Here is a 26,293-nt window from a genome sequence, read left to right on the forward strand (position 1 = left end):
CACGGGCAACGCGCTCGATCGAAATCCATAATGTCGCGCCGCATTCCGGTTGTTCGCCCGCCCGCTCCACTGTGGAGAAGGCGGGCGAGGGCGGCGCTTGGGAGATTTCGCCGCTACTTGATTGAATCCCAGCTTTGCTGAATTTCGTCGGCAACCTGCTTGGCCGGTTTGCCGCCAACGAGATCGACCATGCCTTTCCAGAATGCGCCCGCGCCGATCTTGCCCGGCATCAGATCCGAACCATCGAAGCGGAACGTGGTCGCCTCGGCGAGGATTTGGCCCTGCTTCTTGAGCGCATCGTTGGCATAGGCCTCAGCATTGACGCCTTTGTGCGGGGTCACGAAACCGGACTGCGCCATCCATAGTTCATGTGCCAACGGCATTTTGAGGAACTCGATGAACGCACGTGCTGCATCGGAATCCTTCGTGATCATCGCGAGCGTTCCGGCGCCGAGCACAGGCTTGCCAAGATCCTTATCCGCATAGGCCGGCATGTAGAAGAAGTCGGCATCAACACCCAGTTCGGTGCCTTCGGGGAAGAACGACGGAATGAACGACGCCTGATGATGCATGTAGCATTTTGGCGGAATGCCGAAGAGGCCCTTCGGGCTATCGCGGAAATCGGTTGCCGAAACGGCTGCCGCACCGCCATCGACATTCTCGTCCTTGGTGGCGATCGATGCAAAGATTTCGAGAGCCTCAACCACCTTCGGATCGTTGAACGGGATTTCGTTCGTGGTCCATTGATCATAGACGGAGGGTTCGTTGATCCGCAGCATTATATCTTCGACCCAATCGGTCGCAGGCCATCCGGTCGCGCCGCCCGAGCCAAGTCCGATGCACCACGGCACGCCGCCGTCAGCGACGATTTTCTCTTGAAGTGCCAGGAGGTCTTCCATCGATTCTGGAATTTCGTAGCCGGCATCCTCGAAATTATCCGGTGAATACCAGACAAGGGATTTGACGTCGGCCTTGTAGGGGAGGGCGAAGAATTGTGGCTTGCCGTCCTTATCGTTGTAGGTGCCCAGATCGACCCAGGATTCACCGGCACCGTAATTCTGAGCGACCCACGCCTGAGTTTCGTCGCCCAGCGGTGTGAGCAGACCCTTCGAGGCGAGGTCTTGGATCAAGCCGGGCTGCGGCAGGATCGCGATGTTGGGCGGACTGCCGGCCTGCGTGTCGATGACGATCTGCTGCTCGTAATTCTCGGACGACGAATAATTGACTGTCGCGCCGGTCGCCTCGCGGAAATATTCCAGGATGCTCTGAGCGAGCTCCTCGTCCGGCCCTCGCCACGGACCGAATACGGTCAGTGTCTGGCCCGACAGGTCTGTCTTCTGCAGCGTTTCGTAATCTGACCAGGTGAAGCGCGCATCCTCGCCGGGCGCGAATTTTAGTTCCGCGGAAGCGGGGGCCGAATAAAGCGAAAGCGTGGTGAGCATGACGCCCACCATCAGGGTCCTTTTCATGAACTCCTCCCGTTCAAAGTCTCTGTGTCGAATGCGCACCCTCCATCCGCACTCGTCGCCGCTGCCGGAGAACCGCTATTCCGCGATTTCCCAAAGCGCTTTGGCTGGTTGGTATCTTCGCCACCGAACAACATCGAAGTCAAGGGCGGTTCTTCTTGAACGATTTAGAGGCTGTTCATTTTGCGATGCAGCATGGCTTTGCGGTAATGCAGCATAATTTTCAGCTTCCGCCGCATCGCTTGGGTGCTAAGGTCAGATGTCCGAAGCACGTGATAGTCCGGCACGATTTGGTATAAGACTCAAAGCGCTTTGGGGTTTGAGGAGACGAACGAGTGAATCTGAAGCAGCTCTCCCAAATGCTGGAACTCTCGCAGACGACGGTCAGTCGAGCGCTGAACGGCTACCCGGAAGTTGCCGAAGATACGCGCCGCCGCGTGATGGATGCGGCCAAGCGGCACGGCTATCGGCCGAATCCCAGTGCGCGCCGGCTGGCGACCGGCAAGGCTGGCATGATCGGCTATATCATGCCGACTGGCGCCTCCGTCGATATTGACCCTCATTTCGTCGAGTTTCTGTCCGGGTTGGGTGATTATGCGCGGGCACATGAGCTCGATCTCTCGCTTAGCCCGACCACGATCGACGATGAGGAGATGACCTATCGTCGCGTTATCGCCAACAAACAGGTCGATGCTATCTATGTGTCTGCGCCGCGCCCGAAGGACAGGCGCGTGACGCTGCTCAAGCAGCTCGGCGTACCCTTCATCGTGCACGGGCGCTCAGAAGGCCTCGATTTCAACTATCCTTTTCTCGATATCGATAATGAGGGTGCGTTCCACGATGCGGCGCGGCTGTTGCTTCAGCTCGGACACCGCCGCATCGCGCTCATAAACGGCAATGGCGAACAGACCTTCGCGATCCATCGGGAGCAGGGGGTTCGCCGCGCGCTTACCGCGCAAGGTGTGACGCTCGCGCCCGCCCTTGTACGGTCGCTGCCGATGACCGAGGAGAATGGCTACCGCGCCACCCGCGCCTTTCTGGAAGGTGCGGTGCGCCCGACCGCCATCATCTGTTCCAGTCTGCTGACCACTTTGGGTGCGACGCGCGCGCTTCGTGATGCCGGTCTTTCGGTGCCTGACGACGTCTCTTTGATCTCGCACGACGACGTCTTTCCCTTCCTCAAGCCGGAAAGCTTTCCGGTGCCGCTTTCCACGACGCGATCCTCGATCCGTGCGGCTGGTGCGCGGATCGCTGAGCGGCTGGCTGCCCGCATTGCGGGACTCGAGGAGGAGATGTGCGGTGAGGTCTGGCCGGTCGATCTTGTCGTCCGCGGCTCGGTTGCGCAGGTTTCTGGCGCAGTTTGAACGAAAATCGTCGCCGCCTCAGGCTGTGCTTGAAGCCTGGCGCATCGACTAGAACATCAATCGACCACACTCAGCCCCGAAAGCGATGATGCTGGCGGAATTCGCCGGGCAAATCATCTCAATCCGCAACTTGCCGGACCAAGGTCCTGACAGTTGCCATCAACGCCCTCAAAGGGCACAAGCAATCAATGGACTCCATTGCTGAGCGAGGAACCGCGGGGCTCATAGTTAAGGCCATTCGTGTTTGAGATCAGATATTTACACGTGACCCAAAAAGTTGCTGCAATTTAAGCAGATTAGATGCCCAGACCACAGGTTTCAGATGATTGACAAGGCTCAAGTTTCCACCGTCACGCCTCGGACAGCGTCTCGCTCGCGGCGGATTGCCTGGGCTATCGCCGCGCTTCTGGCGATAGGATTCGGCGCAGTCTGGCATTTTGGATTGGTTGGCCTCGCATTGCATGCAAGTGCAATGCTTGGTGCTTCAGACGAACGCAAAGACAAAAATCTCTGGCTACCATATTACACTGCAACGATTGACGCTTTGCAGATAGAAGGCCTGTCAGACAATGTCTCAGGTCTAACCTTCAACGCAGAGACGGGCACACTCTTTACCGTGGTGAATCGGCCCCCGGAAATCGTTGAACTTTCGCCCGAAGGAGCTGTCCTTAGGCGAATTCGGCTCCGTGGCGCGGCAGATACCGAGGGCATTGCCCACGTTGCTGGAAACAGGTTTATCGTCATCGACGAGAAGAAAAACCGTTTCATCTGGATCGACATTGATCCGGAAGCCAGCGAGATCGATATAGGTGCCGCACCATTCTTTACCCTGGATATTGAAACCTTCCCCAACATGGGCCTCGAAGGCGTCTCTTGGGACCAACGCAACGCAAACTTGATACTCACAAAGGAAATGTGGCCGATCAAGGTGCTCATCGTTTCCGGGCTCGACAAGGCGATGGAGGGCGAAGGTTTGGGTATTACGGTGAAGGAATGGCATCCGGATCTGCTCACCGGACATGCATCAGGAGACCTTTCTTCCGTGACAGTTCATGACCCGACTGGCAACATTGTCCTGCTCAGTGATCTAACGTCAGTTGTGACAGAATATTCATCTGAAGGGGAAGCGATCAGCCTCCTGCCGCTATGGGGCGGATGGAGCGGCCTTCGGGAAAGTATACCGCAGGCAGAGGGCGTTGCAATCGGTTCTGATGGTGCGATTTACATCGTCTCCGAGCCGAACCTGTTTTATCGTTTCGAACGCAAGGAAAGAGCGTCGTGGGCGACGGCGCCCTGAATGGAGGCTCGCATCTGTGCAGACCAAGGTCGCCTGGCGCTCTGGCTGTAACAAGCCAGTATAAAATCCAGAGAGCCGCTCAATGGCGGCTCTCTTTGTTGCGCTATAGGCGCTCTGTATCGCGAGCGAATTTCATGAAACTATTGAACGACCGGCGTTGAGTTCAGCGCCAATGCATCATTACAGGCTATAGCTAAAGCGCTGTTAGGTTTGTCAGCGCCAAGCGGTGTTGCCCAACCAGATTTTTCTATTATGCCGCGACGACCATATGAGGTTGCTGCCTGCAACGATGCGAGTACTTCTAACGAATCCGGAGCGCTCTTGGATTGAGCCACGCAATATGGGGTCATGGCGGTAACCACTGCGGTAACGCTGGCGGCGTCCGCCATTCGTTGAGCGGTTCCGCCTGTCACCCATCCACCCCAGTTGAAACCTACAATAGCGAGCGCAACAGCGCCTAGACCCGCACCGTATAGCGCCGGGGATACCCACTCTGGAATTTTCATTATTTTGTCCGATCTTATCAGACAGACGCGCCTGATTGCGCGCATGTACGTCAACCTATCACGTAACTATGTCTGGAAGTAATAATTCGGCACACGCCCGTAGATGCTGCTTAAACCGATGTTCCTGATCGGCGTGAGTTTCTACTGCCGATAAAGGACCATGCCTGCGTGATAGAGCACACCGTCGATGAAATCGCCATCGGCGGTAAAGCCGGTATCATCCCAATATTCGATATGGTTGCCGGTTACCTCATAGCGCCCTTCATAGGCACGTTCGCGGGTGCCGCGCGCTTCAACGTAGCGGTTGTTCGGTAGCAATTCGTGACGGATGCGACCGTCTTCGGTGACCCACATGCCGACATAGGGATGATCAATTTTCACGTCCGTTTCCTCGGCTGTGGCCACCTGCCCGAGCAGGACGACCGCTAAAAGCGTTGTCAAAGATTTCTGCATTTTCTTTCTCCTGATCGCTGGAGTGGCGGCAGCACCAGAAGGGCACTGCCGCATAAATCGGGCTAATTCGAGCGAGGCTCATTGTTGTCGATAACCTCTTGATATGCGGCGAGGTCAAGGAAGGCCTCAGCCTCGGTCACGACGCCATCTGTCATCTGGAAAATCCAGACAAACTGGTTGGCGTAAGGTGCGCCGGAAGTCGTCGTGGCCGATCCATCGAAGCGAACGATCACCGTGTCACCTGCTGCCCAGACGTCATGAACCTTTGGAACAAGCGGAGTAGAAAGGCGGCTGATAAGGGGGAGAGATCCCTGCTCGACGAAATCTTCCATGCCGGTATAGGTGCGGGCCACCGGTCCAGAACCCCGGATGGTCCAGCTTATATTCGGAGCCAGAAGCTCGGCAAAGACATTGCCGCCTTCAACCCAGTTGTCGAATGCCTGCCGGACGATCGCTTCGTTTCGGGTGGTGACATCTGTCTCCTGGGTGGGCGCAGGCATTATGCATGTTTCTTGGGCGCTCGCCGGTGCCATACCCGCGGTCAAGGTAATGGCGATCAGCAACGTGCAGGCAGATTGCGTCATGCGGGAAAATGTCATCTTTCGATTCCTTTTGTGGTGGGTCGGAGGGGGAATGGTTGGGTTTGCCAGCCGGAGCATCACTGAGGCGACGCCGTCGGTCGGATGGTGATCTCGGTCGTATCGACGCTGTCGGGCGCCTCGATCACCTGTCGCACCGCCAATGCGATGTCGGCGGGCTGAAGCGCGATTGCGCGATATTCGTCCATCACGGCCATCGTTTCTTCATGGGTGATGGTCGATGCCAGGTCGCTTTCGACAACACCAGGATTAACGCAGGTGACGCGGATATTCGTGCTTTCCTGGCGCAGCCCATCGGAAATGGCGCGCACTGCAAACTTTGTGGCGCAATATACCGCCGCTGTAGGCACGACCTGCAGCGCACCGATCGAACCAATGTTGATGATCTGACCACTGCCTTGCTGCTCCATGGTGGGCAGAACCGCGCCGATGCCCCAGAGCACGCCCTTGATGTTTACATCGACCATCCGTTCCCACTCATCCTGCTTTCCGGCGGAAATTGGCGACAGGGGCATCACGCCCGCATTGTTCACCAGAACGTCGATGCGCCCCCAGAGGTCGAGAGCTGCTTGCGCGAAATCAGCCATGGAAGCCCGGTCAGTGACGTCCAGAACATGGGCTTCCGCAATGCCGCCTGCCTCGCGAAGTTCGGCTGCGATGGCCTCGACGCGCTCTAGCCGACGTGCGCCTAGCAGCACCTTTGCGCCATGGGCCGCAAGCTCGCGGGCGATGCCTTCGCCGATCCCGCCTGAGGCGCCTGTAATCAGAATAATCTTGTCCATGAACTCTTCCTTTCGTGATGCTGACGAAAAGGTGGACGTTTCTGGCTGTCGCCGGTATCCCTTCAATTGTGGACTGGATGGTTAGCAAGATTTGACAATGAACATCGACATGAACCTGTTGCCTCTGTTTCAGGCTGTCGCGGAGGAAGACAATTTCCGTGCCGCAGCCGATCGGCTTGGGGTGACGCGCTCGGCCGTGAGCCAAGGCATCCGGCGGCTTGAAGACGGCATCGGCACAGCGCTGGTAACGCGCACCACGCGCTCGGTCCGCTTGACCGAGGCAGGAGAGAAGTTGCGCGAGGCCCTGTCCCAACCCATGTCGGACATTACGGCGGCGCTGGAGCATCTGGCGGCGGAAGATCAACCACGCGGGCTTTTGAGACTGGCCGTAACTTCGATTGCAGAAGGCTTTCTATCGGGACCGTTCCTCACCCGTTTTGCCGAGGCAAATCCGGAAGTGACCATCGATGTGGTGGTAACCGACGAGGAGTTCGACATAGTAGCGGCGGGGTTTGATGCAGGTATCAGGCTGGGCGAGGTGATCGAGCAAGACATGATCGCCGTGCCGATGGGCGGCGAACAGCGCGAGGCGGTCGTGGCTGCGCCCGCCTATCTGGCAAAGCATGGCGGGCCGTCCCATCCGCGCGACCTGGTTCACCATCGCTGCATCGGCTGGCGCCCCGCGCCGAATGTCGCTCCCCATCGCTGGGAGTTCGCAGAAAAAGGCGTCGAGTTCGACGTCGCAGTCGAACCGCAGATCACGACAAACGATCTTCGCCTGATGTTGCGCACCGCACTTTGCGGGGCCGGGATAACTTTCGCCCCGCGCGAGACATTCCACCTTTATGTGGAGAGGGGCGAACTTGTCTGGCTGCTGGAAGACTTCCTGCCGCCTTTTCCGGGGTTCTATCTCTACTATCCGCAACGCCGGAATATGGCGCCAAAGCTCCGCGCTTTGGTCGAACATGTGCGCCGCTGGACCTGACGATTGAATACAGTCGCGCCGATGTTATTGCCGTCGATGCGTCTTCACCATGCCATGGTTGCAGATAAGCCACATACCACAACCTAAAGACCCCTATTGTGTACCTTTTCACAAAACTAACATTGTCTGAAATGTGGCGGCTGGTATCTCTTTTTCACCCGAAAATCACCAAAAGGAAACGTGATGCGGAAACTGGTGCCGATTGCCTTTATCGCCGTTATCAGCGCGTGCGCCAGCCCGTCTGATGGTCCCAGTGCGACCAACATCCGCAACGCCTCTCTTCCCAACTCCAACGAGAAAATTCCGGTCGTCGAATTGTCCGATGCGCCGATGAGCGCAATGGGCGCGACAACGCTTTCATACTCTCCCAACGATGCGGGCCTTAGTGAATTTCGCTCTGGCGGGTTTGTCGATACGCGACTGCGCCGTGGCGACGTGATTGAGGTTACGATCCTCGATACGGGCGAGGAGGGGATGTTTTCCTCGACCGACAGCAAGACGCTCAATCTCGGCCGTTTCACGGTTGATAATGGCGGTTTCGTAACCATGCCATTCGTCGGCAAGCAGCGCGTTCTGGAATCCTCGCCCGACGCGCTTCAGACGCAGATCGTCAATGGTTTGCGTGGCTCTGCGGTTAATCCGCAAGCGGTGGTTACGGTCGTCGAGAAGCCAACGAGCGGCATAACGGTCAATGGCGATGTGCGCGCTGCCGGGCGCTTTCCGCTGACCGCGCGCAAAGAGCGCGTGCTGGATGCGATTGCGCTTGCGGGCGGTGCGTCCAAGGCTCCGGGTGCGGCGACGGTAACGCTCGTTCGCGGCAAGCAGCGCGCAACCGCGCCACTCGACCGGGTGCTGCGCGAAGATCGTCAGAACGTTTATCTTCTGCCCGACGATCAGCTCTTCATCCAGGGCGATGCGCCGAGCTTCACGGCTTTTGGAGCATTCAAGAGCGTTGGTGAATTTGAGTTCGAAACCGGAAAGCTGACGCTTGCTCAGGCGCTTGGACGTGCCGGCGGTCTGCTCGATGACCGGGCCGATGCGCGCAATTTCTATGTCTTCCGCAATCAGGCTGTTCACACGGATGCGGCCTATGCATCGGCGGGCAAGAACCCCGGCATGCCGTTCATTACAACCAAACCGGTCATCTATCGCGTCAATCTGAAAGACGTGTCAAATTTCGGTCTGATGCAGCAATTCAAGATACAGGACGGCGATATGCTCTATGCGAGCAATGCCGGGCTGGTGGATGCTGCAAAGCTAATCACAGTCTTCCAGAAAAGCGCTGCCACAGCGGCAGCACCGCTTCCGGGTGGCGGGAGCTAAACCACGATTCCGCGCAAGGTTTTCAGCGCGGAATTCGCGCTGTCGGGGCGATCTGCGGGATTTTCCCGAGCGAGCCGTGTGGCCAGTGCAGCCATTCGCGATACGGATGCATCCGTATCGCTGCATCGCTCAAGCATAAGTCTCATGATGAGGCCGCAGGCATAAAGATCGGTACGCATGTTGAGCGGCGCTCTATCGCGCTGTTCGGGAGCCAGAAATTCGGTGTGTCCGGCGAACCCGATATCGAGATCGCTATGCTGCTGCCCGGCCCCCAGCGCAAAGCCGAAATCGGCAATCTTCAAACTTGCCAATTCACCGCCTGACAACAGAAGATTGTCAGGCGCGAGATCGCAATGGATCAGGTGGCGCGAATGAAGAAATGTCAAGCCCGACAAAAGCGCATCCATTGCTTGCCCAATTTCGGTTGCGCTGAATGATCCATCACTGAGACGCTGCGATAGGCTGCTTTCCGCCCATTCAAAAATCAGGGCCGGTCGCCCGTCATCCAGTCGAAGCATCATTTGCGGCGCATGCAGATTGTCGTGCTTCAAAGGCAGGGCGATGTGCGCCTCACGCAACAGAAGGCGTCGTGCGATTTCGTCGTCTGCGTGGTCGGGATGAAGCGTTTTCAGTGCGTGATTTGTCTGAAGATCGCGATGGCGAATGCGATAGATTTCCGTTCGTGCACTGACATGAACGCGCTCCTCCATCGTGAAACTGTTGGCGATGAATTCGCGATTGTTCTCGTTCAGGCGCGACAGCCCTTTATCGAGAGCGTCTCGTACCCGATCGATCAACATAGTGGTTTCATCGGTTTCGCGCTTTACGGTGCCATTATATTGCAACGCCTGCCAAAGCGCTTCGAACCGCTTCGCGATGTCGTCGAAATCGCCGGACCCGCCCGCGTTCATTCCGGCTGAATACCGACCACGATTGCACTGAGATTCTCGCGCGAATTGGCGATGAGCGCGTCTTGAACGAGCGCTTCCGCCGCCTGATCGACCGGTGTGTCGATCAAAATTTCCGCAATGCTTCGTTCATCCAGAGCGCGTGCGAGAGCGTAGCTGCAAAGTAAAAAGCGGTCCCCGCTTTGCAAATTGTCAGTCACGGTTTCAGGCATCAATTGCGCACGTACTCCGATGCCGCGGGAAAGCGTCCTTCGAAGTCCAACCTCGACGTGGTCGCGCGTCAGGCAGCGCATCATGCCGTCCCGAACTAGATAACATCGTGCGTCGCCGGCCCAGACGATCGCGAACGCGTCGTCCACGATTGCCAGCGCCGCTACACTGGCAGCGGGAGCTTCGCGTCCGTTCGATGCGTAACTCGATTGCAGCAAACCATGCGCCCGGCCGAACTTGCCTTTTACCTCCTGTACGAGAGAGTCCAGAAGATCGGTTGGCGAAATGTCGGCCAGCGTATTGGTCGTAATTTTCGCGGCCTCGACCGCTGCGATGCTGTCGCCCATCCCGTCGGCAATTGCCAGAATGCACGGGCTTTCCGAAACGAGCAGCGCATCGGCATTAACGGCAAGACGTGTGCCGGGATGGGTCGAATAGCTGCGCTCGATGGAGAATTTTTGAATCGGTTCGGGCGCGGCTATGACGGGCGGGGCGGATTCGACTTTTGGCGGTGAAGGCTCTGTCACAGGCGGCGCGACATGCACCGGAAAATCCCGGATGAGTTTCACGAAATCGTCGGTTTTAGGCGCACCGGCCGTCTTGAAGCCTTTGGCTTGCCCCGTATCGAAATCCGGCCGCCACCAAAGCGAAATCGACTCACCGGCAGTGCGTGGCGCGTCGTTCTTCGCTGGGGGCCGGGCGTGGGGCAGGCGCAGGCGCTTTATGCCAGCGGTAAAGGACGCAACTTCGAACTCGCGGGTCAGGGATGTTTCGGCCAGCGCTTCGGCGGCTATGAACCAGTTCTCATCGAAACAAAGCTGCCGCGGATGATCCCGGAAGCTGGTCAGATGTGCTGCGATCACCAATGGGAAGCTGCGCCCGACACGGTCTGTACTCGGCAGCACGACGCCGACGACCGTAGTTGGTCCCCAGAGCCCGCGCTCGATAACGAACCTCCATGGTGGCATGGCCTTGAAGTGCCGAGGCCACTCTTTTCCGAACGTCTGCTCGCTTGCCTGAATGCCTGCCTGTATCCAGCCGTCGAGAAAGTTCTGGAACGTCCTTCCAAGGGCCGTCGAGATGAAATCGCCATGGGTCGGAACCTTGCCGAAAAAGCCGATCCGGTCAGCTTCTGGGGCGGTCGTTTCGGGAGCGTGGCGTTCGTTCATCGCGCGGCGCTTCAGAACTGGTTCGGACAGGCGAAATCGGACAACGCCTGGAGCCTGAACGGATTGAGAACCGATCCGAATTGGATGTCGAACTCGGCAGTGTGACCGCGATCTTCAAAACGCGCCCGGAACAGATCGTCACTCTCAACCGTAACGTCAGCCTTATCGAATAGACGGAAAGGTGACCAATCTCCGGTTTCGGTCAGAGTCTGCTGAAATCCGCCCGGATAGAACATGACGTGAGAACTTTTCTTGGGCTCGCTGCTTGGCCACTCGAATGACTTCGAGAGCACCCGTCCCGGAACATAAACAAGAGGCTCCTCGTCGATTCTCATCGCAACGGCAGTGGCTGAATCGCTGAGTGAAACCGGCTTCACATTTATCGAGATGGAAGGAGTCTCACTGCCCGCCGGGAAGAAGGCGCGGTTTATCTTGTCGGCGTTTTCGAATTGTGAGATCGCCTCACTCGGAATGCCTTCGGCGCCGAACGTCCCGCGCCAGCCCCATGGGCTCGAACCGGTATCGACGAAGGCTTCGAGTCTGTCTTTGAAGAAGGTTTTGAACAGGCCGCTCGGTCCGAAAAGCCGTACGAAATCACTCATCGCGACATCGCGTGTTGAGTTCCGGTCGAAAGGATAACGTCCAGTCATGATGCTGGAGCACAGCCGCGCGCCATCGGCAGCCCAGAGGTCGTTGATGCGCGTCCGGGCAGTCTTCACCGCAAGCGAACCGATATCGGCTGCAACGCCTGCCATCCAGGTATCGACTGGTGCGGGCAAGCGACGGGCTTCCTGCAACAGATTCTGGTTGGCATCTGTCAACTGGCTGTCCACGTCGAAGACCTTTGCGACTTCTGCCGTCGAAGTCGTGGCGCGTGAGAGCTGGCTATAGACCTTTTGCAGGATCGGCGTGAGCGCCTTTATCTGCGAGCTTGGCGTCTCATCCGATTGCGTGGATGGATCTCCAGCCGCAGGCTCTACAAGCGCCTCACGAAGAAGGCCGAACGGATCCGGCGCATTCGCAGCGCTTGCAAGCGCTGAATTGGAAATGCCAGACGCGCTACTTTCTGCCGACGCAACCTCCGCGCTTAGCGGACGCAGGTCCGTTGCTGCCACGATCGCCTTTGAAACAGCCTCGACCGGGCCGGGCTCGGTAGCAAGTATGCGCGTCGTTTCAGTGGCATCGGCGAGCGTCTGCGAAGGGCGCACGCGCATGTCGCTCAGCAACCCGTTCCAACGCTGTTCGAAATTGTCGAAGTAGAGTTGCAGGGCTGCCTGCGCGACGGTTTCGACCGTTGTGCCGGCAGGGTTCGGCTGGTTGCCGCGTACCCAATGTTCATCGAGTGCCTCACGCGCCGCATCCGTCACATTTGGAAGCACGACGGTCCGGTATCCATTGCCGGTGAAAAGTCCGGGTATGCCCTCCCGAAGCGGGGCCTTCGAGGTACGCTCGAAAGCCTGGTCTCCAAGCGCGCCAAGCGCGTCGGCAGGCACAAAAGGGGATAACAAGCGCGCGGCACGGTAATTGCCCAGTATGTCATAGGCTCTTGCGGCGACGCTCTGATCAGCAATCGCCGCGCGCGCTTTGACGATCAATGCATCATCGAGGTCGATTGCGGGCAGTGCGCCGCCCGCCATCATCTCGACATGGCTGGTCAAGGCGCTCCGCGCGGCAGCACGGCCTTCGCCCGGATAAAGCGTCGCGAACATGTCCTCGGCTTTCAGCGATACGAATTCGCCATCGACCTGTCCGAGACCGCCAAGCATTCCGTAAAGCTTCAGTGCGTCGAATGTCTTGCTGACATTTTCGGTGTCTTCCATATCCTTTTGAAGTTGCACCAGAAGGCGCGGCAACAGCAAAGCGTTCAAGGCGCGCTGATATGCATCGCGCTGGCGGCTGGCGATCTTGCTTTCCTGATCGAGTCCGAAACTCACCGGCCAGACGCGCGTTTCGCGAAAGCCTGTCGTCACGCCGCGCAGATTGTCGAGAGCGGGGAGAATACGCAGGAAATCAGCGTCGGAAACATCGCGAACCGGCACGCCACGAATGAGTTGTTCGTAGGCGTCGATCCGCTCATCAGCCTTTGCAAGCGCGCTGGAGTTTTGGAAATAGGTTGCCGTCCAACTCGCCAGCACCAGCAAGAACATAGCAGCGGCGGCGCCATAGGCGACCTGACGCAATATCATCTGACGCCGCGAAAGACGTTTGTCCCGCGCGACAAGAGACGCCTCGCCGAAGATCACATCCTTGAAAAGACGTGACAGGAAATAGCTGCGGCGCATGCGCGGTGCCGAGGCTTTCGCCGCTGCTGGCTCCATGTCTTCGGACTGTGTGCCGGATGCGAAATAAACGCCGCGCAGCAGAGGGGATTCGACGAGCTTCGAGCCTGCGCAAAGCTCGGTTAGCATTTCATGCAACCGCTCTTTGAGTGACGCGAGCTCGGCGGGGAAGCGGAAAATACGCCCGCGCAGTTCGGCGTCCGGCTCCTGCTGCAGACGCTCGATCAGCATTGCGCCGACGCGTTCCTGAAGAAGAGCAAACTCTTCCAGAAAGCGATCCGGCAGATTGTCGGATTTGTAGCTTTCCTCAAGGCCGAACGTCGTGCCCCATACCTGATCGCGGTCGGTCTTGTTGAAACCGTCGAAGAACTCCACGAAACCAGTCAGCAGATCCGCTTTCGTCAGCACGAGGTAGACCGGCACGCGGGCCTGAAGATACTCGTCGAGTTCCGAGAGCCGTTGGCGGATTGCGCGCACTTCCTCAAGCTGCGCCGCGTGATCGCGCGTCATCAGATCGCCGATCGAGAGCGTCACCAGAACGCCGTTTACGGGCTGCGAGCGGCGGTACTTCTTGAGCAGTCCGAGAAAGCCCTCCCATCCCGCTTTCGATGCACCGTTCAGATCGTCCTGTGTCGTGTAGCGTCCTGCAGTGTCTATCAGGATCGCTTCATCGGTGAACCACCAATTACAGTTTCGCGTGCCACCGATACCCTGAACCGAATTCGTACCGAGTGCATCGCCGAGCGGGAATTTCAGGCCGGAATTGGTAAGTGCTGTCGTTTTGCCGGAGCCCGGCGCGCCGAAAATCACGTACCATGGCAGTTCGTAGACATAGCCGAAGCGTTTTTTGGTGATGCGGCGAAGCAGCGCCAGCGCTTCTTTCAGGCGACTGTGGATTTCGCCAACTTCCGCCTGTTGGCTTGCCGCCGCATCCGCTGCCGCGTCATTTTCGATGCTTTCCATCAATGCCTTGTCGCGTTTGCGTGCGCGAAGGATGGAAACGGCGAGATACACGATCCAGCAAAGGATGATGATGCAGATAAGCGTCAGGCGGGCGCTGCCGCTGGCCAGCGGCTTGAAATCGCCATAGGCGAGCAGATAGCCGTAAAACCAGATGACGACGCAGATCGCCACAACCCAGATGACGGAAAGGAACCGCGCGCCGAGGAAGCCCGCATAAGACTCGACATAAGAACGCAGCGTGTAGAAATAACTTAGCGGATTCACGGCGAAACCCCTCCTGCTTCGGGCGTCGCAGAACCGTCCAGATCATTGGCGCGGTTGGATGGCGTTATGCCTGCGTCATTCAGTGTTTCGCTGGGATCGGTCAGCACCAGGATTTCGGTTCGGCGGTTTGCCTCGCGCCCTTCTGGTGTGTCGTTTCCGGCCAAAGGATCACTGTCGGCGCGCCCTTCCGTCAGGATGGCGCCGGGGCCGGTATAGGAAGTCAGAATTTCACCCACTGCCCGCGCCCGTGCCTCCGAAAGATGCCAGTTGGAAGGAAATTGCACCGTGCGGATCGGTACATTGTCGGTGTAGCCGACAACGACCGCGCGGAATCTTTCGGACGCCAGTGCGGCCCCGATGCGTTCGAGAAGGCCGCGGAACTCGGCGCTCACATCGGCGCTGCCAACGTCGAACAAACCGGAATTGTTGATGCGGATGAGCAATCGGCCATCGGCATCGGAAAGCGAAACGAGCCTCTTTTCGACCTCCGGCTGAAGGAAGGAAAGCAGGTTCTGCAAGCGGCTCGGCGGTGCGGGTTTTACCTCCACGGGTTCAGGTTCCACGACAGGTGGTTGCGGAACTTCTGCGACCGGTGCTGGTGGAGCCGCCTGCACAAGAACGCTCGGCGTTTCGCGTGGCGGCAGGCTGGCCAGCCTTTCGAATGTGCCATCGGATGCGCGGTTGAGCGAGAATGTGAAAAACAGATAACCGAGCGCGAAAAACAGCACGAGCGCGGAAAGCAGGGTCCAGAGCGCCACCGCAGTCCGCAACGGCTTGTGCTTGGCCGAAACACCGCGCCAATGCGGGGAAAGCTCCCGCTCGAATACGCCATATTGGCCGAGCAGCGTCTTGTAGAGACTGTCGCGGATGCGGCCGAGTTCCAGCGTGCCGCGCGGTGAGACGCGGGTGCGGCCCTCGAAGGCCAACGAAAGGCAAAGATAGATCAGCAACAGCAGATCTTTGTTTGCGCCGGGGCTTTGGTGGAAGTGATCCAGCAGATCGAACACCCGGTCGCCGCCCGTCACATCCATATGGAAGGTCGAAACGAGGCCCGAACGTGCCCAGCCGGCGCGCACGCCCCACGGCTTGCTGAGGATCACGTCGTCAACCGTCGCGCAGACCACATAGTGCGCGGCGCGTGCCCGCTCCGGGCTTATGCGCGCGCTGGCAAGATCGCGCTCATAGCGCCCGATCGCGTCGATCGTCGTGCGACGAAGCTGTTCCATATCCGGCTGCGCGTCTGTATGGCGCAGTGCGTGTGCAAGGTTCAGCAGCGGAGCGGCAGAACGAACGATGGTCGGCACCTCTTCGCCGCCGAAGCGGAAGTCGCGTACCAGCGCATCCACCGACCAGCCGCCTTGCGTCGCGGCGTCGGGTGCATCTTTGATGTCGAGCACGTCGTCGAGCATTTCAGCCATTTTTCGGGCTGATTGCTGCTTGCGTGCGCCGTCCTCGGTCACCTCGACGACGGTCGGCAAATCCTGCCAGGATGTAGACCGTTCCTTGTTCATTCTCTGATGGCCCACAATTCCATTTCGAGGCCGGGAAACTCACCGGCAAGGTGCAGTGCGATTGCGCCCGACGTTTCGAGCTGCTTCCAAAGCGGCGTCTTGGTATCGAGTTCGAAGTAAATCGTGCCGGAACGGTACGGCAATTGGCGTGGCAGGACGGGAAGCGGTCGAACCGGAACACCGGGCAGCGCGACATTGACGAGCTCTGCAATACGTTCCACCGGTCCGATCTTGATCTGGGCTGGCAGCTTGCGGCGCACATCTTCTGCAGACATTTCGGCCCGAACGGCCAGAACGAAACCGGCATCCTTGAGCAGCGAACGGTCGTTGATTGTGCCGACGCGCACGCCATGGCGACGCTCTGCAAGCTCGATGGAAACGGCGGCCTGTTCAAGCACAGCCGACAGCGAGGTGCGCAGATCGTCGAACACGGCGGCGAAAGTGGCTTTCAGATCGTCATGCCGATAGGGCGGAAACTCGCTGGCGCGCTTGGAGTCCATCGTGAAGGTTGCAAGTTCACCGGCAAGCTGAATGCAGGTCTCGAAGAAGGTGATCGGGTGCAGCCGGGTTGCATTCGCCGAGATGTGGCGCAGCATCGGGTCCGCCCGGTTGAGGATTTGCAGCAGAAAATAATCGCCGACTTCCGCCGTGCCGCGAATGGTCGGATCGCCGATCCGCTCCGAAATAGCCTCCGCGCGATGTCGCACTATGCCCAGAAGCTCGGTGATGAGTTCGTTGAGGCGGGGCTCGGCGGCACAGTTCAGGCTTGGCGCGATATAGTCGGGATCGAGTATGACCGCCTTGTCGGACCGCACCTCGATGACGCGCGCCAAGCCGATCAGTTCGTACCCTGCAAGCTCGTCGCCGGTTTTCAGATAGCGCATGCTCAGCCGGCCGACATCGATGGGCGCCATGAAGTCGGTTTCGACGTTGGAATCGGGCGCTTCGTAATGCGATGCGACGATACGTACGCTGTTGGAAGAGGCTCCTCCATTCATCGCCATATCGGCCTTGCCGGGTTGGCGCGCCGGCAATGCGAGATAGATGGTGGCGTTTTTGGTCGCTTCGTCAAGTTCAAGCGATGGCGGCAGATCGGCATCGATTGGGGCTTCGAATGGCGTGCCGTCTGGCAAAATGCCGCGCAGGTCGGAAAGGGCGAACTGCCCGATGGCGAGCGCGCTGCGGTCTATCCCGATCTCTGCAACACCCCACGGATAGGGCGACAAGGCGCGCACGGCGGTACGGACAAGGCGTTCGGTCCATCGGTCCGCCTGTTGGAAATGCTGCACGCGAAGGAACATTCCTTCGCTCCATGCGACGCGATTTTCGTTTCTCATTCTGCCCGGTTCGCCTTCTCTGCAACGTTGCCCGCGTCTTGGTCGTCGTCTGCACCAAGCGCGTTCAGTATTGATTTGCGAAAGACCTCTCTGATCGAGAAGCTTTGGCCTTCGTGTTCGAATTGTTCGCGGTAAGCCTGCCAATAGCTCCGGTCGCTGCGCCATGGCAGCTTGCGCGGCTGCGCATCCACCTGCGCTTCGATCAGGCGTGGCTCCATTGTGCGGGTTGCATGTTTGAGCACGCCTTCCATGGCAGTATTCAACTGCATCTGGCGGGCAAGCACTGCCCGCAACCTTGCCTCGACGGTTTCCTCGCGGCTCAGCCCGAAAGGTTCGGTCGTGTCGGCAAATGCCTCGACGTCGATTTCGAATGCGGAAAACGGGGTGGCCGATGCTTCTTCGATTTGTGTGAGAAGTGCCTCCATACGCGGTAGAAGATCGCGACCCTGCGGGGCGACTGGAGCAGGAGTTACCGGCTCCGCCATAGCGCTTTTGATCTTTTCCGGCTTCACGTCCGGGGCTGGTTTTGCCTTCTTGCTTTTGGCTACGGGGATCGAGACATGCGTGGCGGCGCTATGCTCCAACTGGTTTCCATAGTCGAAATCCGCGTCCCAATCATTGGGCAGCAATGGCTTCATCAGGTCAGTTTCGGGCGGGCCGCTCCAGCCGATTTCCACATTGCGGGAGGAGGGCGTGGCGTCTGCGCCACGCTTCGCCGTGCGCACCGGTTCGGGCCAGTCGCCATCGCTTCTGCTGCCCATAATTCCGGTCGCTGTCCTGCCGCCAGAAGACACGTCGGAAAGGATGGACGAGATTGTCATATGCTCGTCGCTCAGCCTGAGATCGGCGTCCGGATCGTCCATATCGAGATCTTTTTCGCCGGAAATCGTCACGGAAAATGAGAAACGGCCAAATTCTATGCGCGATTTGTCGGAAAGCCGGGCAGTTTCGCCTTCCAGCACGGTCACGCCATCGACTTTCGAGCCATTGGCGCTCTCATCTCGTAGCAAATATCCCTCACGATCCTGCTCGATCGTGCAGTGGAGTTTCGAGACGGAACGTGAGGGATCGGCAATCTGCCAGTCGCAATCGTTCGAACGGCCGAGCGTGCGACGCCCGCGCTCAAAGCTCCAGCGTTGCGTGGCACCGTTTTCCGATGGACCGGATATCTGCCGCAACTCAAGCTGCATTGGCGAGCCTTTCCACGATAACGGCATCGCCGCTGTCGCGTTCGGCGGGCGCAATGCGCGCCCAGCTATTCCATCCGAGCCGCGGCGGATCGCCTTCCGTGCCAAGCTGGCAAAACGGTATCTGTTCCTTCTTGAGAATGACCTGAATGTCGAAATCGAGCCCTGCGCCGACGAATAGCCGGGTCAGCGCAAAAAGCTCTTCGACATTGCGGCTGCCCGGAGCAAGCAGGAGATAATCCTGATAATCCAGCGGGCCGACGACGACGCGAAATCCGCTGCTGAAATCGCGGATCGCGGTCCCGGCCATGGCATTCACACCAAGCTGCACGCCGGAGTTCTGGCCCATCCTGCTTAATTCTTCGACTGGAATTGTCAGCCAACGGCCACGAAACAGTTCGATTTCGACAGGCAATCCGCTGAATTCGCGAAGCATCGCGCGCAAATTAGATGCGTTTTTTGTGCGAGATGCGAAAAACCCGCTGAAACGCAGCAGCAAATTCTCATCAACACCGCTCTTTTCCTTCAGCCGCGCTGTTCCAAACCCGGCAAGTGCGAAAAGCGTCGTCAGGAACGTATTGTCTTTCTGGTCGTCGCCCCAGCGCAGCCTTCGCGCAAGCCGGTATTTCTCGCTCGCTCCGACGAAAAGCTCGGTCATCCGCGCACTGAACAGATCGAGGAAGCCGGAAAGCGCCCGCGATTTGTTGCGTTCCTCGCGCATCACCAATTCGTTGTATGACGGCGGCAACGAACCGGCCGGTCCGAGCAATCCAGCCAGCGCGCTGCGAACCGAGGCTCTTATGCCCTTGCGCTTGAATGAACTGACGGCAAGCGGTGCGGGCGATACGCCGAAATGCGATGTGACGGTCAATATGTCGTCGGATGCCGAGGTGTGGTCGAATGATTGTGCAGCACGAAACGCCGTCGTCGGCTCGAAACGACCGGGATCGCGTTCGAGCAGTTCGGCAAGATCGTCATTCGTTTTTTCGGGCTGCAGGCTCATTGTGCGGCGTTGGTCCTTTTCTACAAAAGCGGGCGCTCGGCGGAGCGGGCAGGCCAGGTTGCGATAGGCCTCGACTGTCCTTTGATGGACACTGTCAGCCGGGTGAAGCTGTTGACGGATGTGTAGAGGCCGAAGAACCGGTCGAGCACGCTTCCGAACAAAAAGGCGGATGGGCGATCGATTGCGGATGGGTCGAATTCGAGTGCGATTTCCGTGCCCGGCACCATGCCGCCGCCGCCGAGCCGCGCCGTCGAATTGCGTGCCGCGATCTTGACCAGTGCGTCGACCAATTGGCGCGTTTCCGGCGTATCGCGAAATGCGTAGAGCGAGAGTATGTCCTTCAGCGCCGAGCCTTCATTGTCGAAGATCGACAAATGGTTGAGGAGCAGATGCGACATCAGCCGCCAGTGACGTCGGTCATGGTCCGTCAGGCGAACCGCAGGTGTCGGTGGAAGCAGCGCTTCGATGGAGGCCACGGCTTCATTGCCGGAAGCGAGTTGCAGATTGGGATGACCGCCACCGAAGGGTAGTCTTTCGGGCAGGTCGCGGTTCAGGCACAGGGCATCGACGCTGGCGACCATATCCATGGGACCGCTGGCTTGCCGTGCATGATCGACGAAGGCGATATCGGTGCTGCTGGTGCCGTCATCCGCGTCGAAACGACGATAGGATTGCCAGAAGGTCGATGCCGCACCACCGCGCTGGCTGCGCCCGAAGAAGGGCTGGCACTGTTGTTCTTCGCCGCGGCGCCCGGTCAGCAACACGCGTTCGATCGCGTAGATTTCACGGGTCTTCTGGCGGCGCGAATCCGGCAGCAGACGATATTCCGTTCGCGCACCGTCGATCACCAGCGGTTCGCAGGTCTGGCGAAAGAGATTGACGACGGGCGTCGCATTGAGTGCGAAATCGGCGGCCGAGACAGCGCGTTCCAGCTTGGTATCCGATTGGTTCAGATAGACGAATATTTCGAGCGGTTGGCCCCTCCAAGCATCAAGTCCGTCAATGTCGAGGAACAGGAATTTCTGCGGCAGCGCGAAAAACTCGGTCAATAGCCGGTATCCGGCAAAGCTGGATGACGGATACGGCAGCATCGCTTCGTCAGGGCCAAAACCCACCGGCTTTAATTCGGATGCGGGCAGGAAGACCGGGTTTTCATCATCGGCGTGACGTGCCAGTGCGATGCCGAGCGTGTGATTGGCCAGCAATTCATAGAGCGCGATGGCTTGCCGCCATGGCGTAGGGATGTGGAAGCGCAGCCGCTTCAGCCCGATTTCCGAGATGCTCTTCCTGGCATCCTGGGCGCGCAGCGAAATGCGCAGACAGCCCGCAGCCCCGGCATAGGGGGAGGGCGGCGCGCTGATTGGCTGTCCGGTCAAGGACGCCGCGGTGATGGTAACCGGTGCTACATCGACCTGCTGCGTCGTGCGGAACCGGCACGTCTCGCCGCCTATAGGTTCGGCGAGAATTTCCGTATGCCGCGCGACCTGTTGAACCGTCGCAAGCGTCTCGCTTGGCGTAAAGCGCACGATGCTCATCGAGGGCAGGGGTGCGAGATAATGCGGATAGAGTGTTTCGAGCAGGCCGTCCGTCAGTTCGGGAAAATCATCGTCAAGCTTCTGGCGAATGCGCGCTGCCGAATAGGCGAAGCTCTGGATAAGCCGCTCGACATGCGGGTCATCGGCCACTTCGCCTGTCATGCGCAGCCTGCCAGCGATTTTCGGAAACGCATCGGCAAAGCGCGAAGCGCGCCGCCTCAGCGCCGAAAGCTCGTCATTGTAGCGCTGCAGGAAGCCATCAGCCATTCGCGGCCTCGACCAGAAAGCGTTGCGTCGATGGGTCGATTGTCGATTCGAAGCTGATCGGCGGCATGCCGTCATGCAGGCGGAACGTCGCCTGGATACGCATGCGCAAGGCTCGCTCTCCTGCCGAATTGTTGCGCAGGATCGTTACCCGCACATCCGAAAGACGCGTCTCGAAAAGTGCGATGCGCCGCTCGATGGCGCGCGCTAACCGCAGTTTCGATTCATCCGTCACGAGATTTGCCGAAATGATGCCATCTACGCCGTAGGAAACCAGCGCACCCTTCAACTCCTGTAGTGCTGAGGGCGGTGCTTCGGGGCAGCGGCGCGTGTTCAGCAAAGCCTCGAGATCACGGCGAATGGCCTCGCGCATCTCGCGTATTTGCTCGACCAGACTCAATGGCGCGTCCTGAACGAGATCGGGAGTTGCGTCCAGCAACCGGTCGAGGATCGACCGTGAGATGACGCGCTCGCGCAGCCTGTAGCGGTCGAGCGGATCAGCCATTCGCAGCCTTCCTTTCCGCTGTTTCAAAAGCCGCGATGCTCTCGGCGTCGTGGAAAGAAACCAGTTCGTCACCGGCCAGGAAACAGCGCTGTCCGCGCCCCGTGGTGATACCGCCTTCCTCGACCCAATCCGTTTCGCGGCCCAGTACGAGTTTCTCGTCCGCCTCCGTCCCATGATAAATCGCGGGCAGGAGAACTGGCGCGGTTGCACCGTCGATCAATGAGAGTTCCGCGCGGCGGAATGCCAGATCGCGGGGACGTGCAATCGGCTCGATCTCGACGGATGCGATCTTTGCGAAATCGACCCAGAGATAGGCACCGCCCGTCATGATGACTTCAAGCGCATGGGGGATGCGGTCGTCGAGGTCGCGGAAATCGGCAATCGGCTTGCCGTTCCAGATCATGGGCTGTTCGCCGCGCAGTGCTTCCAGCTTTTCCAGTATTGCTTTTGCATCGCCGTCGCGTTGCGCAATGCCGATCTCTACCGCTGCCTTGTCCAGATCGGTCGGCCCTTGTGGAAATTCCGGAACCGCGCCGCGTGCGAACCATGCATTGCGCGCTTCCATCGCTCGCAATTGATTGCGCAGCAGGGCAAAACCCATCGTGTCTTCCGGTGTGAAAGTAACGGCCAGACTGCATTGTGCGTCTGCGCGCTCATAGTCTCCGGCAAGCACCAGAAGATCGATGTAGAGATGGCGCGCATCCTTGTCTGTCGGGGCAGTCTTGATGTGTGCCTTCGCCTCGTCGAGCGCGTCGTTCAGCGCATTGTCTCCGAGCGATTTTGCGATGCTGGCGGAAAGCGTCATGCGGAAATCCTTTGCGGCGCGGCCGAGGCGCGGGCGCTCGCCGGTGGCGGCGCTGCGGTTTCGGCGATGAGGTGAAAGCTGGTCGAAACGTCGTCCAGTTGAAAATGCGGCTGAAGCCGCACGGTGCAGGAAAAAGTGCCGGGTTTGCCGGGGATCTCGTTGACGCTTATGCCTGCCGAGCGGAGCGGGAAGCGGGTGCGAAGCGGCAAATCGGCATCGTCATTGCCGAGCGTGTAGCCCGAAAGCCAGTTTTCCAGACGCCGCTCGATGGAAGGCGCATCCGAAAGCTGACCGATTTCATCGCGCATGATGACCTTGAGATAGTGCGAAAAGCGCGACGCACAGAGCACATATTGCAGCATGGCAGCGAGCCGCGCGTTCTGCCGCGCGTTTTCGTTCGAATAATGCTGTGGCGCGTGGAGCGACTGGTTCGAATTGAAGATCGCCGATGCGGAAAGATAAGTGGTGGCAATGGGCACCAGTCCCAGATCGCAGAATTGCTGTTCCTGGGCGCTGGTCAGTCGCACCTCGACAGGAGCCTGCGCGGAAAGCCCGCCACTCTCTGTGCCGAAATCGTAAGGCGCGAGTTCTGCCGGGCTGAGCAAGCCGCCATCGACTTCATCCTGTGTCACGCCGCGAATATCGGCAAACCAGCCGGACACCACGAAATTGCGGATGACGATCATCGCGAAGGCGAATACGCCGTTGCCCCAGAGCATGGAGGTGCCATCTGCCGCGATATGTTCGCGGAAGGGGAAGCCGTCATCGCGGTTGCGCGAATAGGGCTCAAGGGGCGACCGCATGAGAATGCGAGGCGCGACGAGGCCGAGAAAGCGTGAATCTTCTCGCGAACGCAGACCGTTCCAGCGTACCCGCGACGGATCATTCGCGAGCCATGAAAAGTCCTGCACGCGGTTCAACTCGTCGAAGCTTTCCAGCCCGACGGCGCGGGGCGATGCTCCCGCAACGAAGGGGCAAAATGCTGCGGCGGCGACCATACCGAGCTGTGCCATCGTGCCGACAGTGTCACCGGCACCGGGGTCGTCGGGCGAGATGTGATAATCGCCCAGCAGGAGACCGAAAGGTTCGCCGCCCGGCATGCCGAATTCACGGCTGTAGACGAGTTCAAACAGATGGCTCTGGTCGAAATCGGTCGCGCGCTCCATGCTGCGGGCAAGCTGTGTCCAACCAACGCTGAGCAGCTTGATTTTTACGTCGCTGGCATGTCCGGCCTCGCGAACGAGCATGGCAAGCCCGCGCCATCTTGCTTCCATCGCCTGAAATTCGGGATGGTGCAGGATAGCGTTTACCTGACTATTCAGGGCATCATCGATCAGCGAGATAAGCTGATCCGCCCTGCGTCGCCATGTGGTGCTGGAGCCGGTCGTCATTGCCTGACTGCGATTTTGGCGAGAGATGCCCGGCGCGGCGATTTCATCGCGCCGGGCAAACACTCAGCTCTTTGAAGGAATGCGGGCGACCATGCGCAGCGAGGTTGTCAATTCCTCCATCTGCAACCATGGGCGCATCCACGCGACGGCGTTGTAGGAGCCCGGTTTGCCCGGAATTTCCTGAACGGTCACGCGCGCATCGCGAAGCGGATATTTCGCCCGCGATTCCTCGCCTGCATCGTCATTGGCGTTGACGTAGTTGGAAATCCAGCGATTGAGCCAGATTTCGCAATCCTCTGCTTCCATGAAGGAGCCGATCTTGTCGCGGCCCATCACCTTGAGATAGTGGGCGAAACGCGACGTGGCCATCATGTAGGGCAGGCGGGCCGAAACTGCGGCATTCGCCGTTGCTTCCGGCTTGTCGTAGACCTTCGGCTTATGGGCCGTCTGCGCACCGAAGAACACGGCGTAATCGGTGTTCTTGTAGTGGCAGAGCGGCAGGAACCCGAGCTTGCCGAGTTCGGCATCGCGCCGGTCGGTGATGCCGACTTCCGTCGGGCATTTCAGGTCGAGATCGCCATCATCGCTGGAGAAAATATGCATCGGCAAATTCTCGACCTTGCCGCCATTTTCCGCACCGCGAATTGCCGTGCACCAGCCGCTTTTGGCGAAAGCTTCCGTCAGTCTCGTGCCCATCACATAGGATGCGTTCATCCAGCAATAATCGTCATGCGCCAACTCGCCGGTCTTCGAACCACCCGTTTCGTCGAAAGCGAATTCGTCGACCGGATTGGTTTTCGGGCCGTAAGGCATGCGCGCCAGAACGCGCGGCAGCGCCAGTGTCACGAAGCGTGAATCGTCGCTTTCGCGAAGCGAGCGCCATTTTGCGTATTCGACCGTCTCGAAAATCTTTTCAAGATCGCGCGGACGCGCCAGATCGCGGTAATCCTCGAAGCCGAACATGCGCGGGCTTGCAGCCGAGATGAACGGTGCGAAGGCCGCAGCGGCAATCGACGAAACGCCCTGCAGAAGCTGCACGTCCTCGAAAGAATTGTCGAACTCGTAATCGCCGATGATCGCGCCCATAGGCTCGCCGCCGGGGGTGCCGAACTCATCTTCGTAGATCGATTTGAACAGGCGCGATTGGTCGAACTCGACTGCCTTGGAAAGGTCTTTCGAGATTTCCCGCTTCGTCGCGTTCAGCACGCGGATCTTGAGATTGACGCTGGTTTCGGAGTTCTTCACCAGATAGTTCAGCCCGCGCCATGTGCCTTCGAGCTTGGTGAATTCGGGGGACTGCATGATCGCCGCAAGCTGCAGCGATATGGTCCGGTCAAGCTCGGCGATGGCGTTGTTGAGCGTCACCGTCAAATTGCGGTCGTAGCTCACAGTGCCTTTCAGCGCCTGATCGGTCAGCGTGCGCAAAAGGTTCTGCGCACGATCTGGTTCGGTCTGGCGTGTTGCGGCCACGACCTTTGAAAGCAGGTTTTCTTCCTGCGCAAATTCGGCCGCGCTATCGGCCTTCAATTGTGTTTCAGCGCTCATTCCTCGATCCTTCCGACGGGAGCACCGGCCTTGCCGTTTTCATTGGCCAATCCGGCTCAAGGTGCTCGAACAAAGTGATGAAGCGACAGGCCGGATGACCGGCTCGCCGCCGCCAGTTTCAGCTTGCGGGGTCTTTTTTGGCCCCGCCGTCGAGTTCGGCGACCAGCTTCGAGAGGTCGGCCTTGTTCTGCAGAATGTCTTCCAGCATGCGCTCCAGATCTTCCGAACGATCCGCCTTGCTCATCAGGTCGCGCAGTTCGTTACGGGCATCCAGAAGAGCTTTCAGCGCCGGCACCTGGTTGACCACCGAGCCCGGTTCGAAATCGTCCATGCTTTCGAATTTCAGCGAGACGGCGAGGTCTGTGCCGTCGTTCTGGAGTGTGTTTTCGACCGCGATGTTGAGGCCAGGCGTCATCCGGCGCATCACATCGTCGAAATTGTCACGATCGATCTGCACGAATTTGCGCTCGCCGAAGGGTTTCAGCTTCTGGGTGGGATCGCCGGAAAAGTCTCCGAGTACGCCAACGACGAAGGGCAGTTCCTTGACCACCATAGCGCCTTCGGTTTCGACCTCGTATTTGATATGAACGCGAGGCTTGCGAACCCTTTCCAGTTTTTCATGCACACTTGCCATCAGGACTC

Annotated in this window: 21 protein-coding genes; 4 read left to right on the plus strand and 17 right to left on the minus strand. The window is 58.9% G+C overall.

Annotation, left to right across the window (positions count from 1 at the left end; translation table 11 throughout):
- Positions 1-113: 113 nt before the first annotated feature.
- Complete coding sequence (locus ABFT80_RS13860; protein ID WP_347972513.1) at positions 114-1,469, minus strand: ABC transporter substrate-binding protein; 1,356 nt, start codon at positions 1,467-1,469, stop codon at positions 114-116.
- Between the two features lie 332 nt (positions 1,470-1,801).
- On the opposite strand from ABFT80_RS13860, the gene ABFT80_RS13865 reads away from it, so the two are divergent.
- Together ABFT80_RS13865 and ABFT80_RS13870 are read left to right on the plus strand one after the other, a co-directional pair.
- Positions 1,802-2,830, plus strand: coding sequence for a substrate-binding domain-containing protein (locus tag ABFT80_RS13865; RefSeq protein ID WP_347972514.1), 1,029 nt, complete (start codon positions 1,802-1,804; stop codon positions 2,828-2,830).
- 322 nt (positions 2,831-3,152) lie between these two features.
- Positions 3,153-4,127: an SdiA-regulated domain-containing protein gene (locus tag ABFT80_RS13870; protein ID WP_347972515.1), complete on the plus strand. Its 975-nt coding sequence runs from the start codon at positions 3,153-3,155 to the stop codon at positions 4,125-4,127.
- Between the two features lie 647 nt (positions 4,128-4,774).
- On the opposite strand, the gene ABFT80_RS13875 is transcribed toward ABFT80_RS13870, so the two are convergent.
- The 3 genes from ABFT80_RS13875 to ABFT80_RS13885 form a co-directional block, all read right to left on the minus strand.
- The gene (locus ABFT80_RS13875) at positions 4,775-5,086 is read right to left on the minus strand and encodes an Atu4866 domain-containing protein (RefSeq protein WP_347972516.1); all 312 of its coding nucleotides are present in this window, start codon (positions 5,084-5,086) and stop codon (positions 4,775-4,777) included.
- Between the two features lie 62 nt (positions 5,087-5,148).
- The gene (locus ABFT80_RS13880; protein WP_455189932.1) at positions 5,149-5,685 is read right to left on the minus strand and encodes a nuclear transport factor 2 family protein; all 537 of its coding nucleotides are present in this window, start codon (positions 5,683-5,685) and stop codon (positions 5,149-5,151) included.
- A 59-nt stretch (positions 5,686-5,744) separates the two neighbouring features.
- A complete protein-coding gene (locus ABFT80_RS13885) occupies positions 5,745-6,467 on the minus strand; it encodes an SDR family oxidoreductase (protein WP_347972517.1) in 723 nt (240 codons plus the stop codon).
- 97 nt (positions 6,468-6,564) lie between these two features.
- Between ABFT80_RS13885 and ABFT80_RS13890 the strand changes: the two genes are divergently transcribed.
- Together ABFT80_RS13890 and ABFT80_RS13895 are read left to right on the plus strand one after the other, a co-directional pair.
- Positions 6,565-7,452, plus strand: coding sequence for a LysR family transcriptional regulator (locus ABFT80_RS13890; RefSeq protein WP_347972518.1), 888 nt, complete (start codon positions 6,565-6,567; stop codon positions 7,450-7,452).
- Positions 7,453-7,635: 183 nt separating this feature from the next.
- The gene (locus tag ABFT80_RS13895) at positions 7,636-8,775 is read left to right on the plus strand and encodes a polysaccharide biosynthesis/export family protein (protein ID WP_347972519.1); all 1,140 of its coding nucleotides are present in this window, start codon (positions 7,636-7,638) and stop codon (positions 8,773-8,775) included.
- On the opposite strand, the gene ABFT80_RS13900 is transcribed toward ABFT80_RS13895, so the two are convergent.
- The 13 genes from ABFT80_RS13900 to tssB all read right to left on the minus strand — a co-directional run bounded on the left by ABFT80_RS13900 (position 8,772) and on the right by tssB (position 26,285).
- The gene (locus tag ABFT80_RS13900; protein ID WP_347972520.1) at positions 8,772-9,686 is read right to left on the minus strand and encodes a protein kinase domain-containing protein; all 915 of its coding nucleotides are present in this window, start codon (positions 9,684-9,686) and stop codon (positions 8,772-8,774) included. The genes ABFT80_RS13895 and ABFT80_RS13900 overlap by 4 nt on opposite strands.
- Entirely contained in the window at positions 9,683-11,062 is a 1,380-nt protein-coding gene (gene tagF, locus ABFT80_RS13905; protein ID WP_347972521.1) for a type VI secretion system-associated protein TagF, read from the minus strand. The genes ABFT80_RS13900 and tagF overlap by 4 nt, the downstream gene beginning before the upstream one ends.
- Before the next feature lie 11 nt (positions 11,063-11,073).
- Positions 11,074-14,568, minus strand: a complete 3,495-nt coding sequence (gene tssM, locus ABFT80_RS13910) for a type VI secretion system membrane subunit TssM (protein ID WP_347972522.1) — start codon at positions 14,566-14,568, stop codon at positions 11,074-11,076.
- Complete coding sequence (gene tssL / locus ABFT80_RS13915) at positions 14,565-16,079, minus strand: type VI secretion system protein TssL, long form (protein WP_347972523.1); 1,515 nt, start codon at positions 16,077-16,079, stop codon at positions 14,565-14,567. The genes tssM and tssL overlap by 4 nt, the downstream gene beginning before the upstream one ends.
- Positions 16,076-17,416, minus strand: coding sequence for a type VI secretion system baseplate subunit TssK (tssK, locus tag ABFT80_RS13920; RefSeq protein ID WP_347972524.1), 1,341 nt, complete (start codon positions 17,414-17,416; stop codon positions 16,076-16,078). The genes tssL and tssK overlap by 4 nt, the downstream gene beginning before the upstream one ends.
- Positions 17,413-18,606 carry an FHA domain-containing protein gene (locus ABFT80_RS13925; RefSeq protein WP_347972525.1) on the minus strand — a complete coding sequence of 398 codons (1,194 nt, stop codon included), beginning with the start codon at positions 18,604-18,606 and terminating at the stop codon, positions 17,413-17,415. The genes tssK and ABFT80_RS13925 overlap by 4 nt, the downstream gene beginning before the upstream one ends.
- Positions 18,596-19,606 (minus strand): type VI secretion system baseplate subunit TssG, encoded by a 1,011-nt coding sequence (tssG, locus tag ABFT80_RS13930; protein WP_347972526.1) that lies wholly within the window; start codon positions 19,604-19,606, stop codon positions 18,596-18,598. The genes ABFT80_RS13925 and tssG overlap by 11 nt, the downstream gene beginning before the upstream one ends.
- 20 nt (positions 19,607-19,626) lie before the next feature.
- The gene (gene tssF / locus ABFT80_RS13935) at positions 19,627-21,408 is read right to left on the minus strand and encodes a type VI secretion system baseplate subunit TssF (RefSeq protein ID WP_347972527.1); all 1,782 of its coding nucleotides are present in this window, start codon (positions 21,406-21,408) and stop codon (positions 19,627-19,629) included.
- Complete coding sequence (gene tssE / locus ABFT80_RS13940; protein WP_347972528.1) at positions 21,401-21,910, minus strand: type VI secretion system baseplate subunit TssE; 510 nt, start codon at positions 21,908-21,910, stop codon at positions 21,401-21,403. The genes tssF and tssE overlap by 8 nt, the downstream gene beginning before the upstream one ends.
- Complete coding sequence (locus tag ABFT80_RS13945; protein ID WP_347972529.1) at positions 21,903-22,715, minus strand: type VI secretion system accessory protein TagJ; 813 nt, start codon at positions 22,713-22,715, stop codon at positions 21,903-21,905. Before ABFT80_RS13945 ends, tssE begins: the two co-directional genes overlap by 8 nt.
- Entirely contained in the window at positions 22,712-24,106 is a 1,395-nt protein-coding gene (gene tssC, locus ABFT80_RS13950) for a type VI secretion system contractile sheath large subunit (protein WP_347972530.1), read from the minus strand. Before tssC (ABFT80_RS13950) ends, ABFT80_RS13945 begins: the two co-directional genes overlap by 4 nt.
- Positions 24,107-24,169: 63 nt before the next feature.
- Positions 24,170-25,651 carry a type VI secretion system contractile sheath large subunit gene (gene tssC, locus ABFT80_RS13955; protein ID WP_347972531.1) on the minus strand — a complete coding sequence of 494 codons (1,482 nt, stop codon included), beginning with the start codon at positions 25,649-25,651 and terminating at the stop codon, positions 24,170-24,172.
- 118 nt (positions 25,652-25,769) lie between these two features.
- On the minus strand, positions 25,770-26,285 hold the full coding sequence (gene tssB, locus ABFT80_RS13960) for a type VI secretion system contractile sheath small subunit (RefSeq protein ID WP_347972532.1): 516 nt from the start codon (positions 26,283-26,285) through the stop codon (positions 25,770-25,772).
- Positions 26,286-26,293: the final 8 nt, after the last annotated feature.

It is taken from the genome of Foliimonas ilicis, from assembly GCF_039939195.1.
Lineage (GTDB): Bacteria > Pseudomonadota > Alphaproteobacteria > Rhizobiales > Rhizobiaceae > Foliimonas > Foliimonas ilicis.

Coding starts and splice junctions, on each gene's coding strand:
- ABFT80_RS13860 (WP_347972513.1), bottom strand. CDS start 1,469: ATGAAAAGGACCCTGATGGTGGGCGTCATGCTCACCACGCTTTCGCTT.
- ABFT80_RS13870 (WP_347972515.1), top strand. CDS start 3,153: ATGATTGACAAGGCTCAAGTTTCCACCGTCACGCCTCGGACAGCGTCT.
- ABFT80_RS13875 (WP_347972516.1), bottom strand. CDS start 5,086: ATGCAGAAATCTTTGACAACGCTTTTAGCGGTCGTCCTGCTCGGGCAG.
- ABFT80_RS13880 (WP_455189932.1), bottom strand. CDS start 5,685: ATGACATTTTCCCGCATGACGCAATCTGCCTGCACGTTGCTGATCGCC.
- ABFT80_RS13885 (WP_347972517.1), bottom strand. CDS start 6,467: ATGGACAAGATTATTCTGATTACAGGCGCCTCAGGCGGGATCGGCGAA.
- ABFT80_RS13890 (WP_347972518.1), top strand. CDS start 6,565: ATGAACATCGACATGAACCTGTTGCCTCTGTTTCAGGCTGTCGCGGAG.
- ABFT80_RS13895 (WP_347972519.1), top strand. CDS start 7,636: ATGCGGAAACTGGTGCCGATTGCCTTTATCGCCGTTATCAGCGCGTGC.
- ABFT80_RS13900 (WP_347972520.1), bottom strand. CDS start 9,686: ATGAACGCGGGCGGGTCCGGCGATTTCGACGACATCGCGAAGCGGTTC.
- tagF (WP_347972521.1), bottom strand. CDS start 11,062: ATGAACGAACGCCACGCTCCCGAAACGACCGCCCCAGAAGCTGACCGG.
- tssL (WP_347972523.1), bottom strand. CDS start 16,079: ATGAACAAGGAACGGTCTACATCCTGGCAGGATTTGCCGACCGTCGTC.
- tssK (WP_347972524.1), bottom strand. CDS start 17,416: ATGAGAAACGAAAATCGCGTCGCATGGAGCGAAGGAATGTTCCTTCGC.
- ABFT80_RS13925 (WP_347972525.1), bottom strand. CDS start 18,606: ATGCAGCTTGAGTTGCGGCAGATATCCGGTCCATCGGAAAACGGTGCC.
- tssG (WP_347972526.1), bottom strand. CDS start 19,606: ATGAGCCTGCAGCCCGAAAAAACGAATGACGATCTTGCCGAACTGCTC.
- tssF (WP_347972527.1), bottom strand. CDS start 21,408: ATGGCTGATGGCTTCCTGCAGCGCTACAATGACGAGCTTTCGGCGCTG.
- tssE (WP_347972528.1), bottom strand. CDS start 21,910: ATGGCTGATCCGCTCGACCGCTACAGGCTGCGCGAGCGCGTCATCTCA.
- ABFT80_RS13945 (WP_347972529.1), bottom strand. CDS start 22,715: ATGACGCTTTCCGCCAGCATCGCAAAATCGCTCGGAGACAATGCGCTG.
- tssC (WP_347972530.1), bottom strand. CDS start 24,106: ATGACGACCGGCTCCAGCACCACATGGCGACGCAGGGCGGATCAGCTT.
- tssC (WP_347972531.1), bottom strand. CDS start 25,651: ATGAGCGCTGAAACACAATTGAAGGCCGATAGCGCGGCCGAATTTGCG.
- tssB (WP_347972532.1), bottom strand. CDS start 26,285: ATGGCAAGTGTGCATGAAAAACTGGAAAGGGTTCGCAAGCCTCGCGTT.